General features: G+C 60.4%; 14 protein-coding genes. 6 read left to right on the plus strand and 8 right to left on the minus strand.

What is annotated here, in order from left to right:
* Window positions 1-33 precede the first annotated feature (33 nt).
* Window positions 34-480 (minus strand): DUF4879 domain-containing protein, encoded by a 447-nt coding sequence (locus AC3IT6_RS25355; protein ID WP_489353495.1) that lies wholly within the window; start codon window positions 478-480, stop codon window positions 34-36.
* Window positions 481-699: 219 nt separating this feature from the next.
* Between AC3IT6_RS25355 and AC3IT6_RS25360 the strand changes: the two genes are divergently transcribed.
* Entirely contained in the window at window positions 700-1995 is a 1296-nt protein-coding gene (locus tag AC3IT6_RS25360; RefSeq protein WP_223449029.1) for an NCS2 family permease, read from the plus strand.
* Window positions 1992-3071 carry a tRNA (uridine(54)-C5)-methyltransferase TrmA gene (gene trmA / locus AC3IT6_RS25365; RefSeq protein ID WP_160385687.1) on the plus strand — a complete coding sequence of 360 codons (1080 nt, stop codon included), beginning with the start codon at window positions 1992-1994 and terminating at the stop codon, window positions 3069-3071. The genes AC3IT6_RS25360 and trmA overlap by 4 nt, the downstream gene beginning before the upstream one ends.
* Before the next feature lie 54 nt (window positions 3072-3125).
* Here the strand turns inward: trmA and AC3IT6_RS25370 are convergent, their stop codons facing one another.
* Window positions 3126-3572 carry a DUF2442 domain-containing protein gene (locus AC3IT6_RS25370; RefSeq protein WP_489353496.1) on the minus strand — a complete coding sequence of 149 codons (447 nt, stop codon included), beginning with the start codon at window positions 3570-3572 and terminating at the stop codon, window positions 3126-3128.
* Window positions 3569-3997, minus strand: coding sequence for a DUF4160 domain-containing protein (locus tag AC3IT6_RS25375; RefSeq protein WP_489353497.1), 429 nt, complete (start codon window positions 3995-3997; stop codon window positions 3569-3571). The genes AC3IT6_RS25370 and AC3IT6_RS25375 overlap by 4 nt, the downstream gene beginning before the upstream one ends.
* A 226-nt stretch (window positions 3998-4223) precedes the next feature.
* Between AC3IT6_RS25375 and AC3IT6_RS25380 the strand changes: the two genes are divergently transcribed.
* The 3 genes from AC3IT6_RS25380 to AC3IT6_RS25390 all read left to right on the plus strand — a co-directional run bounded on the left by AC3IT6_RS25380 (window position 4224) and on the right by AC3IT6_RS25390 (window position 6576).
* Complete coding sequence (locus tag AC3IT6_RS25380) at window positions 4224-5135, plus strand: LysR family transcriptional regulator (RefSeq protein WP_489353498.1); 912 nt, start codon at window positions 4224-4226, stop codon at window positions 5133-5135.
* A gap of 140 nt (window positions 5136-5275) precedes the next feature.
* Window positions 5276-5716, plus strand: a complete 441-nt coding sequence (aroQ, locus tag AC3IT6_RS25385) for a type II 3-dehydroquinate dehydratase (protein ID WP_489353499.1) — start codon at window positions 5276-5278, stop codon at window positions 5714-5716.
* Window positions 5717-5721: 5 nt separating this feature from the next.
* Entirely contained in the window at window positions 5722-6576 is an 855-nt protein-coding gene (locus tag AC3IT6_RS25390; RefSeq protein WP_489353500.1) for a shikimate dehydrogenase, read from the plus strand.
* 36 nt (window positions 6577-6612) lie between these two features.
* Here the strand turns inward: AC3IT6_RS25390 and AC3IT6_RS25395 are convergent, their stop codons facing one another.
* Both AC3IT6_RS25395 and quiC read right to left on the minus strand, forming a co-directional pair.
* Window positions 6613-7290: a TetR/AcrR family transcriptional regulator gene (locus AC3IT6_RS25395; RefSeq protein ID WP_489353501.1), complete on the minus strand. Its 678-nt coding sequence runs from the start codon at window positions 7288-7290 to the stop codon at window positions 6613-6615.
* Window positions 7291-7392: 102 nt separating this feature from the next.
* On the minus strand, window positions 7393-9294 hold the full coding sequence (gene quiC, locus AC3IT6_RS25400; RefSeq protein WP_489353502.1) for a 3-dehydroshikimate dehydratase QuiC: 1902 nt from the start codon (window positions 9292-9294) through the stop codon (window positions 7393-7395).
* 270 nt (window positions 9295-9564) lie between these two features.
* On the opposite strand from quiC, the gene AC3IT6_RS25405 reads away from it, so the two are divergent.
* Window positions 9565-10902 carry an MFS transporter gene (locus AC3IT6_RS25405; protein ID WP_489353503.1) on the plus strand — a complete coding sequence of 446 codons (1338 nt, stop codon included), beginning with the start codon at window positions 9565-9567 and terminating at the stop codon, window positions 10900-10902.
* Window positions 10903-10965: 63 nt separating this feature from the next.
* On the opposite strand, the gene AC3IT6_RS25410 is transcribed toward AC3IT6_RS25405, so the two are convergent.
* The 3 genes from AC3IT6_RS25410 to AC3IT6_RS25420 all read right to left on the minus strand — a co-directional run bounded on the left by AC3IT6_RS25410 (window position 10966) and on the right by AC3IT6_RS25420 (window position 13827).
* Window positions 10966-11844 carry a DMT family transporter gene (locus AC3IT6_RS25410; protein WP_008052441.1) on the minus strand — a complete coding sequence of 293 codons (879 nt, stop codon included), beginning with the start codon at window positions 11842-11844 and terminating at the stop codon, window positions 10966-10968.
* Window positions 11845-11953: 109 nt separating this feature from the next.
* On the minus strand, window positions 11954-12769 hold the full coding sequence (locus AC3IT6_RS25415) for a sugar phosphate isomerase/epimerase family protein (protein ID WP_489353504.1): 816 nt from the start codon (window positions 12767-12769) through the stop codon (window positions 11954-11956).
* 2 nt (window positions 12770-12771) lie between these two features.
* A complete protein-coding gene (locus tag AC3IT6_RS25420; RefSeq protein WP_489353505.1) occupies window positions 12772-13827 on the minus strand; it encodes a Gfo/Idh/MocA family protein in 1056 nt (351 codons plus the stop codon).
* Window positions 13828-14019 lie beyond the last annotated feature (192 nt).

Here is a 14019-nt window from a genome sequence, read left to right on the forward strand (position 1 = left end):
TCAGCTTTCCCGACCCTTGTTCGAGGCGTGTGTTTACTTGATGTAAAGCTGCGTCGACATCGTGTTGCCGGGCGCGTTGATCGAGGTATTGCTGAAGGTCAGTGTGCCTTCCTGCTTGCCCGCCAGATCGAGGGAGTACAAATAGCCGACGGTTTTTTCCCCGGGGGAGCAACTGGTCAGGTTGCCGTTCTTGAACGCGCAAACCGGCGTCCGTGTGCCGTTCACCTCGAAACCGTCGAGGGCGACATGGGCCTCACGCCCGTAACCCACCTCCAGCACGTACACCGTGATGTTCGGGCCATTGTGATCGCAACGCGTCCGGGTTTGCCCTTCGTCGATGTTCTCGACACCACAGGACGGCGACGCGACCTTGAGCACTTTCAATTGCGTCAGCGGCGGGGCCGAGGCCGCCACGGCCGTTTGAGCCCCGAGAAACAACGCCATCCATACACCGAAGGCGGCAACCAGACGCTTTTTCATGCAGGACCCATTCCCCCAAAAACCAGCGCGCAGTATGGCGCACTTGGCTTTGTCGCAAAACATCGACGACGATCACCGCCAAAGCAGCCATATTCCCAAGCTACTGGTATGATGCGCGGCTTTTTCCGGCCCACAGTAATTTCAGGCGCGTTCTGCTGCCTGTGCTTTGCTGTTGAGGTCGATACATTCACGGCGCCCGGCGCGCCACGGGGAGCAGACATGCTGGAAAGGCTGTTTCAACTCAAGGCACACAACACCAACGTGCGGACCGAGATTCTTGCGGGCGTCACGACCTTTTTGGCCATGGCCTACATTCTGTTCGTCAACCCGAGCATCCTCGGCGAGACCGGCATGGACAAGGGCGCGGTGTTCGTCGCCACCTGCCTGGCCGCCGCCATCGGCTCGACGACCATGGGCCTGATCGCCAACTACCCGATCGCCCTTGCTCCGGGTATGGGCCTGAACGCCTTCTTCACCTACACCGTGGTCCTGCACATGGGCCATACCTGGCAAGTGGCGCTGGGGGCGGTGTTCATCTCGGCGGTGTGCTTCTTCCTGTTGTCGATCTTCCGCATCCGTGAATGGATCATCAACAGCATCCCGCTGCCGCTGCGCTCGGCGATTGCCGCCGGTATCGGCCTGTTCCTGGCGCTGATCGCCCTGCACAACGCCGGTATCGTGGTCAGCAACCCGGCGACCATGGTCGGCCTCGGTGACCTGAAACAACCGGCTCCGATCCTCGCCACCCTCGGTTTTGCCCTGATCGTCGCCCTCGAAGCCCTTGCAATACGCGGTGCGGTGCTGATCGGCATTCTGGTGGTGACCATCGTTTCGATCGTGATGGGCTTCACCCCGTTCGGCGGCGTGATGTCGATGCCGCCGTCCCTGGCCCCGACTTTCCTGCAACTGGACATCAAGGGCGCGCTGGACATCGGTCTGGTCAGCGTGATCTTCGCCTTCCTGTTCGTCGATCTGTTCGATAACTCCGGCACTCTGATCGGCGTCGCCAAGCGCGCCGGTCTGATGCGCAAAGACGGTCACATGCCGAAAATGGGCCGTGCGCTGATCGCCGACAGCACCGCCGCCATGGCCGGTTCCCTGCTGGGCACTTCGACCACCACCAGCTACATCGAGTCCGCTGCTGGCGTGAGTGCCGGCGGCCGCACCGGCCTGACCGCCATCGTGGTCGCGTTCCTGTTCCTGCTGGCGCTGTTCTTCTCGCCACTGGCCGCCAGCGTTCCAGCCTTCGCTACTGCACCGGCACTGCTGTTCGTCGCCGTGCTGATGACATCCGGCCTGGCCGAAATAGACTGGGACGACATTACCGTCGCCGCGCCGGTGGTGATCACCGCGCTGGCAATGCCGTTCACTTACTCCATCGCCAATGGCATCGCCTTCGGTTTCATTTCCTGGACCGCCATCAAGCTGATGTCCGGTCGTGGCCGTGAGCTGAACCCGGCGCTGGTGATCCTGTCGATTCTGTTCGTGATCAAGCTGGGTTGGTTCAACGCATGACTTTTGATTCCCAGGCCTACGCCGTTCAGCTCGAAGAAAAGGTCACGCGCTTGCGTGACCTGCTGGCCCCGTTCGATGCGCCCGAGCCAGCCGTTTTCGATTCGCCGCTGAAAAACTTCCGCCTGCGCGCCGAGTTCCGCCTGTGGCGCGAGGCCGGCGAGCGTCACTACGCGATGTTTTCCCAGGAAGACAAACGCACGCCAATCCTGATCGAAGAGTTCCCGATTGCCAGCCTGCGCATCAACCAGTTGATGCCGCAGCTGAAGGCAGCGTGGCAAGCGAGTGCGCCCCTGAGCCACAAGCTGTTCCAGGTGGAGTTCCTGACCACCCTGGCCGGCGACGCGATGATCACCCTGTGCTATCACCGCCCGCTGGACGAGCACTGGCATGCGGCGGCGTCGAAACTCGCGGCCGACCTGAACGTCAGCATCATCGGCCGCTCCAAGGGCAAGCGCGAAGTCATCGGTCACGATTACGTGGTCGAGAAGCTGGAAGTCGGCGGCCGCACCTTCAGCTATCGCCAGCCTGAAGGCGCGTTCACCCAGCCCAACGGCACGGTGAACCAGAAGATGCTCAACTGGGCGTACGATGCGCTTGGCGATCGCTCCGATGATTTGCTGGAGCTGTATTGCGGCAACGGCAACTTCACCCTGCCGCTCGCCACCCGCGTGCGCAAAGTGCTGGCCACCGAAATCAGCAAGACCTCGGTCAACGCGGCGCTGAGCAACCTCAGCGAAAACGCGGTGGATAACGTCACCCTGGTGCGTTTGTCCGCTGAAGAGCTGACCGAAGCCCTGAATGAAGTGCGCCCGTTCCGGCGTCTGCATGGCATCGACCTCAAGAGCTACGAGTTCGGCAGCGTGTTCGTCGACCCGCCCCGTGCCGGTATGGACCCGGACACCTGCGAGCTGACCCGGCGCTTCGACAACATCCTGTACATCTCCTGCAATCCAGAGACCCTGGCGGCCAATATCGCCCAACTGCACGACACCCACCGCATCACCCGATGCGCGATGTTCGACCAGTTCCCGTGGACCCATCACATGGAATCCGGGGTGATGCTGACCCGGCGTTGATGGCGCCTGCCAGGCACAAAAAAGCCGTCTTCACGACGGCTTTTTTGTGGGCACTTACAAGACAACATCGACCTTGCGCGGGCGCCCGCCTTTCCTGCCGTTGGCCCGCGCGGCTTCAGACTTTGCGGCGCTGCTCTGGCGACCATTGCGCGAAGCGACGACCGAGGCCGCCATGGCCATCAGCGGCTTGCTCGCAGAAATCATCCCCGCAATAGATACATGCAGGTCCTTGCCTTCATGGCACAGGGCAGTACCCGCGTAGCCGACAGTCAGACTGGCGTAGTCCTCGACCTCAAAATCATCGAACTCCGGATAGTTGGCCACGGGCAACAATACGCCGCTGCCGTCTTCGAAGCTAACGACCAGACAGGGGGTCAGGTAGGTAACCGCTGTCGCTTGCAGGCTATTTTTTCTACGTAGTTCGCCACGTTCAATGGCGTTGTCCAGGCTACTTTCCGTTACGGGACTATCGGCCTGAACCTTGGCTTTTATCGTTTTCATAATTCGATCTCCACACCTTCCTGTGCGCCTATCAGGGACAGCAACGTCTTGTTCGATTCAGGTTCGTAGCAAGCCGATCCAATCATATTGGTGGTACTGACAACCCTTTTCACCACAACGACTTCGTTGCTTTGCCAGTCCCACAGTTGATTATCAAGACAGGCCGTTTGTAATTTTCGCCACCAGATGCCCCGGGCGCGCCGCAAATGGGCAGGTTGCTGGAGCGATTGGCGCAATCCCTCAAGTATCGCCAACAGTGGCCGACGCGAAAGCGGAACGACATCCCAGAGCTCGACACCGTTGTGCCAAAAGCTGAACCTGAATCTCGCACTCCACGTACCCGCCTCCACATGCGCATGAGGCGGACAATGCTCGTCTCGCAACATGATCACTACCGACAGTCCTTTGTAATTGCATACCTTCATGCTAACCCATCCGTTAGGTTAATGAATCCGAGGATTCGACATTCTCTGGAAAACCCGACCGCTGGCATTGGCCGTCGAATCATTTCTTGTGTCCTCAGGCTAGCGTCCTGGCGTTACCCGGCCCTGCGGAACACCGCGCGCAATGGTAAGAAATCCTTTCATTACAGCGCTGGCACCTGATAAATACTGATCCAGTATCTTCATCTGATCCCCGGTGTAATCAATCATGCAGCGACAATTCGACGATCTTCAGTTGGGCAGCATTGAGCTGTTTTGCCTGGCCGCCGAGGCCGGCAGTTTTACTGCCGCGGCGCTGGTGGCGGGCGTCACCCCCGCTGCGGTGAGCCGTTCGGTGTCGCGCATGGAGGAACGCCTGGGCGTGCGTCTGTTTGCGCGCACCACCCGCAGCGTGAAGCTGACCGACAGTGGTCGTCGCTATTACGAGGAGTGCCGCCTCGCCCTGGCGCAACTGATCGAGGCCCAGCGCGAGGTGATGGGCCAGCAGCAAGTGCCTTCCGGTACATTGCGCATCAGTATTCCGACCACCTACGCGCATCATCGAATCCTGCCTTTGTTGCCCGAATTTCGGGCGCGCTATCCGGCGGTGAAGGTCGAGTCGCACATCAGTAATCGCAACATCGATTTCGTCGGCGAAGGCTACGACATGGCGATTCGCGTGCGAGCCATCCCGGATTCCGGCCTGATCGCCCGACCGTTGGAAGATGCCGCCCTGGTGATGATCGCCAGCCCTGATTACCTGAAACGGGCCGGTACTCCGCAAACCCTCAACGATCTCGAAAACCACGAATGCATTCAGTACGAATTGCCCAGCAGCGGCCGGCGCATTGCCTGGTTGTTCAACGATGAAGGCGTGCCCCGGGAGATTCTGGCCGAGGGCAGCCTCAGTTGTTCCGACGATGTGCTGGGCGGTGTCACCTTGGCCAAACACGGGGCGGGGTTGTTTCAGACCTATCGTTTTATCGTGGAAAAGGAACTGGCCGACGGCTCGCTGGTGGAAGTGCTCAAACCCTATGGTGGGCGCTCGCGGCCGTTTACCTTGCTGTATCCGCAAAGTCGCCATGTACCGCTGCGCTTGAGGGCGTTTATCGATTTCCTTGTGGAGCACCTGCCGCGCTGACCTGCGAAAGTGTCCGATCACCGCCCACAAACAGCCAGTGCGTCGTCACTTCAATTGACCAAATTAACTAGTTAGTACAATTTATCTCCACAGGCTGAAGTCCTCGGCCGATTCCAAAAATAATAAGTGGAGAGATTCCGATGTCCCCTATCGTTCTGGTGCTCAACGGCCCGAACCTGAACCTGCTCGGCACCCGTGAACCGGCGACTTACGGCCACGAAACCCTGGCAGACATTTCGGTCCTGTGCGCACGTACCGCCGAAGAACTCGGCCTGGCAGTGGAGTTTCGCCAGACCAACCATGAAGGCGAATTGCTCGACTGGATTCACGCCGCCCGCGGTCGCTGCGCCGGGATCGTCATCAATCCTGCCGCGTGGACCCACACCTCCGTTGCGATCCGCGATGCCCTGGTCGCCAGCGAACTGCCGGTGATCGAAGTCCACCTGTCCAACGTCCACGCCCGCGAACCCTTCCGCCACCATTCCTTCGTTTCAGCCATCGCCATCGCCGTGCTGGCCGGTTTTGGCAGTCATGGCTATCGCCTGGCGCTGGAACACTTCAGTCATCGTTTGAAGGGGTGATCGCCGTGACTCAGAACCACGTGATACTGGCCGGGCTGATTGGCGCCGGCATCCAGGCTTCCCGCACACCAGCCATGCACGAGCATGAAGGCGATGCCCAAGGGCTGCGTTACCTCTATCGCCTGATTGATCTTGATCAGTTGAAACTCGACAGCAACGCCCTGCCCGACCTGTTGATGGCTGCCGAACGGATGAACTTCACCGGGCTGAACATCACCTTTCCATGCAAGCAGGCGATCATCCCGCTGCTCGACGAACTCTCGCCGGAGGCCCGCGGCATCGGTGCGGTCAACACGGTGGTGCTCAAGGATGGCAAACGCATCGGACACAACACCGATTGCCTGGGTTTTGCCGAGGGTTTTCGCCGGGGTTTGAAGGGCGTTGCCGTTGAACGTGTCGTACAGATGGGCGCCGGCGGCGCAGGTGCGGCGGTGGCCCACGCGTTGTTGAGCGAAGGCGTACAACAGCTGAGCATTTTTGACGTGGACATCCGCCGCGCCCAGGATCTGGCTGACAATCTCAATCAGCATTTCGGCGTCGCTCGAGCGGTGGCCGGGTATGACCTGGCCGGCGCCATGGCCCAGGCTGACGGCCTGGTGAACACCACGCCGATGGGCATGAAAAAGCTGCCGGGCATGCCGGTGCCGGTGGAGTTGCTGCGAGCCGAATTGTGGGTAGCGGAGATCGTCTACTTCCCACTGGAAACCGAACTGCTGCGCAACGCCCGCGCCCTTGGTTGCCGGACGCTGGACGGCGGCAACATGGCGGTGTTTCAGGCGGTGAAGGCGTTCGAGTTGTTCAGCGGCGTGGTACCGGATGCCCAGCGGATGCTTGAGCATTTCCAGAGCATGAATGACTGAATGAGTGAAGTGAGGGGGTAATCCCCTCACCACGCCTCAGGCTTGCAGGTACCGCAGGACCGACTCGCAAATCATCTCGCGATGACGCTGCTTGATGCGCTCGTCCGGCAGGTCGATCTGAAATATCTCACCAAAGGTGTGGCGGTTCGAGACGCGATAGAAGCAAAACGAACTGATCAGCAAATGCACATCCAGCGGATCAAGCCCGGTACGGAACAGCCCCTGCTCGGCACCGCGACGCAGAATCTCGCCCAGTGAATCAAGGATGGTGTTGTTCATCGCCTTGATCGCATCGGAGCGCTTCACGTACTCGGCGTTGTGAATGTTCTCGATACTGACGATGCGCACGAAATCGACGTTGCGATCATGGTGATCGAAGGTGAACTCCACCAGCCGCCGAATGGCTTCGACCGGCGCCAGCTCCGCCAGGTGCAGGCGACTTTCAGTGTTGCGGATATCGCCGTAGAGTTTCTCCAGCACCTCGACGTAGAGCTGTTCCTTACTGCCGAAGTAGTAATAGATCATGCGCTTGGAGGTGTGGATGCGCTCGGCGATGGCATCGACGCGAGCCCCGGAAAGCCCCTGCTGGACGAATTCGACAATCGCCTCCTGCAGAATGTTTTCGCGGGTCTTTTCCGGGTTGTTCTTGCGACTCTTGCGCGGCTCGGTACCAGGTTCTACGGAGGCTGCGGGGAGTTCTGAGGTCATTGTCATTGCGGGCTCACGGCCATCACTGCACAGGCTGGCGATTATGGGCTGCGCGGCACGGTGAAGGAAGCTGCGCAGCCCACGTTTAATCCCGCGTTTACGAATTTCCTACAACTTCGCCTGGCGCAATGCACCGCTACGGGATTTGGCCATGGCCGCCAGGCGCACCGCGACGTTGGCGGCGCCGTAGCCGGCATAACCGTTTTTACGCTGGATGATCTCGAAGAAGAATCGCCCCTCGAACGGCTCGGTGTACACATGAAACAGCTCACCGCCCTGGGCGTCGCGGTCGTACAGCACGTTGTAGTAGGCCAGTTCGCTGAGGAACTCGTCGTCGAAATCGAATCGCGCCGCCAGGTCATCGTAGTAGTTGAGCGGGATATCCAACAGCGGCACGCCCGCCTCTTTTGCACGGCTGACCTGGGCAAAGATGTCATCACAATCAAACGCGATGTGATGCACACCGGAGCCGCGATAACTCGACAGCGCGTGTGAGATCGCGGTGTTGCGGTTCTCGGAAATGTTCAGTGGCAGGCGGATCGAACTGTCCCGGCTGCGCAAGGCCCGGCTCTTCACCAGACCGTAAGGATCCGGCAGCACGACTTCATCGTCCGCCTCGAAATCCAGCAGGCTCTTATAGAACAGCACCCAGCTGTCGAGGCTGTCGGCCGGCAGCGCCATGGCCATGTGGTCGATGCGCTTGAGGCCGCCGCTGACCGGCGCATCCGCCAGCAGATTGAAGTCGGTGCCGTAGACGTCGGCATCCTGATCCACCAGATAAATCAGGCTGCCATCCGGCGCACGCACGGCGGCGAGTTCCAGTTCATTCGGGCCGACCAGTCCGCGATAGGGCTGGCCCTTGTAGGCCACAGCTCGAGCCAGCGCGCTGGCGCTGTCCTTGACCCGCACGGCGGTCGCGCACAACGAAGGGCCGTGGGCCTCAAAGAAACTGTGACCAAACGAGTAAGGCTCGGAGTTGAGGATCAAATTGATATCGCCCTGGCGCATCAGGCTGACGCTCTTGGAACGATGCTGCCCGGCCTTGACGAAACCCAGTCGCTCAAGCCAATGGGCGAGTTTGGCGCCGAGGCTTTCGTCCACGGCAAATTCCAGAAACTCGATGCCGTTGTACTCACTGGCCTTGGGCGTTTCGAACAGAATCTCGGAGTTGGCCGCAGGCTTGGCTTCCTGCGCCAGGCGCTCGCGGGTTTTCTCTTCCAGGTACAGCAACGAACGCAAGCCGTCGGCGGCGTTGGCTCGTGGCGGCGCGGCGCGGAAACCGTCGTTGAAGATCTCCAGCGACAGCGGCCCGGTGTAGCCGCTCTTGATGATCGGCGCGAGGAACCCCGGCAAGTCGAATTCACCCTGGCCCGGGAAGCAGCGAAAATGCCGACTCCACTCCAGCACGTCCATGGCCAGGATCGGCGCGTCGGCCATTTGCACGAAGAAAATCTTGTCGCCTGGAATCTCGGCGATAGCGCTTGGATCGCCCTTGAGCGACAAGGTGTGAAAGCTGTCCAGCAACACGCCAAGGCTTGGGTGATCGGCCTGACGCACGATGTTCCACACCTGTTGCCAGGTATTCACATGCCGGCCCCAGGCCAGCGCTTCGTAACCGATACGCAGGCCGCGTGCCCCGGCGTGCTCAGCCAGCAGCCGCAAGTCGTCGACCAGGATCTGCTCATCACCGATGGACTCGGCCGAGGCGTTGCTGCACACCAGCACCAGGTCAGTGCCCAACTCCTGCATCAGGTCGAACTTGCGCTCGGCGCGTTCCAGGTTGCGCGACAGGCGATCGCGGCGGCAGCCTTCGAAATCGCGGAACGGTTGAAACAGCGTGATGGCGATCCCGAGATCGGCGCACATCTGTTTAATTTCCCGCGGACTGCCGTCGTAGTAGAGAAGGTCGTTCTCGAAAATCTCGACGCCGTCGAAACCGGCGGCGGCAATGGCTTCGAGTTTTTCCGGCAGGGTACCGCTCAAGGATACGGTGGCAATGGAACGCTGCATGTTTTCGGCTCCCGGTGGAGGCTTCGGCTACAGGGAATTTGCGCCGCTTTTAAAAGAGTGAGCGGATTATTGAGCCAGGTTGTCCATTGGGCAATTTAAAGTGTACTACCCAGTTAGTTTTGTGTTCGATTATCGAACACAATGGCCGATAGCGAATTGACGATTTTTTGTTCACTGCGCAACATCGTCCTCACATTAAGTCCGGACACGCAGCACCGGCCGCGATGTCCAAAACACCAAATAACAAATTCAAAAAAACGGGTGGTACACATGATTCCTTCCCAAAGCTCACGCATGGCTCCGGCCATGAACGTCACTGCCGGTGGCATCGGCGACAAAATCCGCGGCGCCATGGCCGTCGGCAAAACCCGTTGGGGCATGCTGGCACTGGTGTTTTTCGCCACCACCCTGAACTACATCGACCGCGCCGCCCTGGGCGTGATGCAGCCGATCCTGGCCAAGGAAATGAGCTGGACGGCGATGGACTACGCCAACATCAACTTCTGGTTCCAGGTCGGTTACGCCATCGGCTTCGTGCTGCAAGGCCGCTTGATCGACCGGGTCGGCGTCAAGCGCGTGTTCTTCTGCGCGGTGCTGCTCTGGAGCCTGGCGACCGGCGCCCACGGCCTGGCCACTTCGGCGGTCGGCTTCATGGTTTGCCGATTCATCCTCGGCCTGACCGAAGCTGCCAACTACCCGGCTTGCGTGAAAACCACACGCCTGTGGTTCCCGGCCGGCGAGCGTGCCGTGGCCACCGGCATTTTCAACGCCGGCACCAACGTCGGTGCGATGTTCACCCCGATGCTGCTGCCGCTGATCCTGCACGTCTGGGGCTGGCAGGCCGCGTTCCTGTGCATGTCGGCACTGGGCGGGATCTGGTTGCTGTTCTGGGGCCTGAAGTACTTCAACCCGGAAGACCACCCGAGCGTCAAACAGTCGGAACTGGACTACATCCAGAACGAAGTCGAACCGGAACAAACCCGCGTACCGTTCTCGAAAATCCTGCGCATGCGTGGCACCTGGGCCTTCGCCCTCGCCTACTCGATCACCGCGCCGGTGTTCTGGTTCTACCTGTACTGGCTGCCGCCATTCCTCAACCAGCAATACAACCTGGGCATCAATGTCACCCAGATGGGTATCCCGCTGATCATCATCTACCTCACTGCCGACTTCGGTAGCGTTGGCGGCGGCATCCTCTCCTCGTTCCTGATCGGTCGCGGCGTCAACCCGATCAAGGCGCGACTGATGTCCATGTTCCTGTTCGCCTGCTGCATCATCGGCGTGATCATGGCGGCCGGCTCCAGCAACCTGTGGGTCGCGGTGTTCGCCATCTCCCTGGCCATCGGCGCGCACCAGGCCTGGACCGCGAACATCTGGAGCCTGGTGATGGACTACACGCCCAAGCACATGATGAGTACGGTGTTCGGCTTCGGCGGCATGTGTGCGGCGATTGGCGGGATGTTCATGACCCAACTGGTCGGCCACATCCTGACCATCACCAACAACAACTACACCGTGCTGTTCTCCATGATTCCAGCGATGTACTTCATTGCGCTGATCTGGATGTACTTCATGGCACCGCGCAAGATTCCGAAAGTAGAAGGCTGATATTCCCTCGGCGCAGGCCCGATCTCGGGTCTGCGCTTTTTTTTGCCTGCGTTTTGCCGCAGCTTAGCGGCGGCTTTGCTGCCAGGCCGCTGCCAACCCGCTGCAGCAGATCACGGCAATGCCGAGCACGGTGGTCAGTGTCGGCGTGTGGGAAAACAGCAGCCAGCCCAAGAGGCCGGCGAAGATGATCTGGCAATAGCTGAACGGTGCCAGCAGTGCCGGTGCCGCGAGGCGGAACGCCTGGGTCAGGAACAGGTGAGCCGTCATCCCGCAGGCCCCCAGCGCCAGCATCATCGCGCCATGCACCAGGTTCGGCGTCTGCCAGAAGAACGGCACCAGCGCACTCATCACCAGCGTGTTGCACAAGCCGGCGAAGAAGTTGCTGGTGGTCGGGCTGTCGATCTCGCTGAGCTTGCGCGTCAGCAGTTGATAGAAGCAGAAAAACAGCGCCGAGCAGAACGGCAGCAACACCGCCGGGGTAAACAGATCACCACCGGGGTGAACGATGATCAGCACTCCGCTAAAACCGAAAATCACCGCCAGCCATTGCCCTCGCGTCACCCGCTCGCCAAGCAGCGGCACCGACAGCGCGGTGACCAGTACCGGAGCGAGGAAGTTGACCGACGTGGCCTCGGCCAGCGGGATGTACATCAGCCCCGTGGTGAAAAACAGACTGGTGCCCAGCAGGCACAGCGCCCGGATCACCTGCAGCAATGGCCGTTTGGTACGCAGCACCCGCAGCCCGGACTGCGGCAGGAAAATCCCGGCCATCAGCAAGGTGTGAACCACGTAGCGCGCCCAGACCACCATGACAATGGGATAGAAACCGGAGAGATATTTGGAAAAGGCGTCGTGGCTGGAAAACAGGAAGGTTGCGACAACGATCAGCAGGATCCCTTTGAAGGGCTGATTGACGCCGGAAAGCGGGGTGCTGACGGTCATTGGGTTTCCTTACTTGAAGTCAAAACATCGCAGGCAAGCGACGCTTCCACACAGTCAGCCTAGAGCATGTGGAAGGCGTCGCCTGCCCGCGATCAATACACAGCAGCGCTTACAGCCGCGCCAACAATTCCCGGGTCTTATCCAGCGCAATCTGCGCCCGGTCCAATCCACTCACACCCTGCTCCAGCAACTGCACGGTGGGAATTTCCAGGCTCAACGGAATGTCAGCCGGCAAACCGCGCAACAAACCCGGCAGGTCACAATCGCCATCGCCGGGGAAACGCCGTTCGTTACGCGCCTGACGCAAGATCTCCGCCATGTCGGTCGGCCGTGGTCCTGCGACGTCACACAACTGTGCATACCGTAACCGTGAGGGGGCAACTTTGGCCAGATCTTCCAGCCGCGATCCAGAGCGGTTGAAGTGGAAGGTGTCGACCAATACGCCGCCGTTTTCACGCCCGGCGTTTTCCACGATACGCGCGGTTTGTTGAAGATTGCGCGCATCGGTCCAGGGCATGAACTCCAGATGCGGGTGCAGCCCATAAGGTGCCGCCAGATCACAGAGCTCGGCAAAACGCTGCGTCAGCCGCTGTTCGTCAGGATCGTTACCGGCCACCAGCAATTCACTGGCGCCGAACTCGGCACCCACCGCGAGGATTTTTTCGAAATCGGCAATGACGGTTTCCGGCTTGAGCCGCAGAATTTCGACGTCCAGCACCCGAATACCGGTATCGCGCAGACGCGCCAGGGTCTGGCGCCGCAATTCGTGGTCGGCCACCAGGGCAAAATGATGCTCCTCTGGCGTCGCCGGTACCAGACGCAAGCCGACATGGCTGTAACCGGCCCGCGCGGCGACCTCGACCATGTCGGGCGGTGACAACTCCAGCACGGTCAGGCTGGCCAGGGAGAAGATACGCTCGCTCATGCTCAACCCTCGATCAAGGATGGTGCGCAGGCACGCCCGGATTCGGCAGCTTCGCGGATGGCTTCGATCAGCGCCAACGTACGCGCGGCATCGGCGGCACTCACCAGCGGCTCGACCTCCCGGCGCACAACGCGCACGAAGTGCTGCAACTGCAAACGCAGGGCTTCATCGGCACTGAAGCTTTCCTGGGTTGCCAGCAACGGTTGATGCCAGCCGCCGTCGACTTCGTTGTAGTGCCAGCGTTTAAGCTGCGGGATGCTCAGTGCCCCACCTGTCCCGGCCAGCAAGTAGCACGGTTGATCAGGATGACGTGGATACACCGGGTTCTCCCCCGAATCCAGCTCCCAGCTCCAGGGCGCGGCCACCGCATCGGAGCCGGTCAGGCTGCCCAGTGCACCGTTGTCGAATTGCAGCAACACCGCCGCGCAATCCTCATTGGCAAACCCGCGAATGGCATTGCTGGTGATGGCCTGAACCTGACGCACTTCACCGCACAAATGCCGCAGCAGATCGAGGTCGTGGATCAGGTTGGTCAACAACATCCCCGCACCGGCCTCGCGGCGCCAGGGCGTTTCAAAATAGCTGTCGGGCTTGCGCAACTGCCAGAGCGCCGTGACCGTGGTCAACCGACCCAATGCGCCGCTGTGGACAAGTTCGTGGGCGCGGACGATCAGCGGATTGTGCCGGCGGTGATGTCCGACCAGTACCGGAACACCACAGGCCTTCGAGGCAGCCACCAGCTCCCTGGCTTCATCCAGATGCACGCCCACCGGTTTTTCCAGCAGTACCGGCACGCCGGCCGCGAGGCAATCCAGGGCCGTGCTGACGTGCTGCGTGTTCGGGTTGGCGATTATCACGGCGTCCGGCTTCGCCTGCTCCAGCATCTGACGATGATCGGCGAAACAGGCTACACCCCATTGCGCCGCAAGACTGGCCGCCTGCGGTCCGGGATCGGCCACGGCGCACAACGTCGCTTCGGTCAGGGATTGCAGATGCTGGTAGTGCTGCCGGCCCATGTTGCCAGCACCGATCAGGGCGATGCGAAGTGGCGAATTCAAGATGCGGTCCTCTTGTGAGTGTTATTGGAGCGATGAATTCCAATAATTTAGAACCTGGTTCCAGATTCTTACACAGACCTGCCTTGAAAGTGTTCGAACAGCGCACAGCTTCTCAAGCTGAACGCTGTTCAAAATGTGGGAGCGGGCTTGCTCGCGAATGCAGTGTGCCAGTCGCCATCCAGATCGCATGAC

This window comes from Pseudomonas sp. KH_017 (assembly GCF_057840285.1).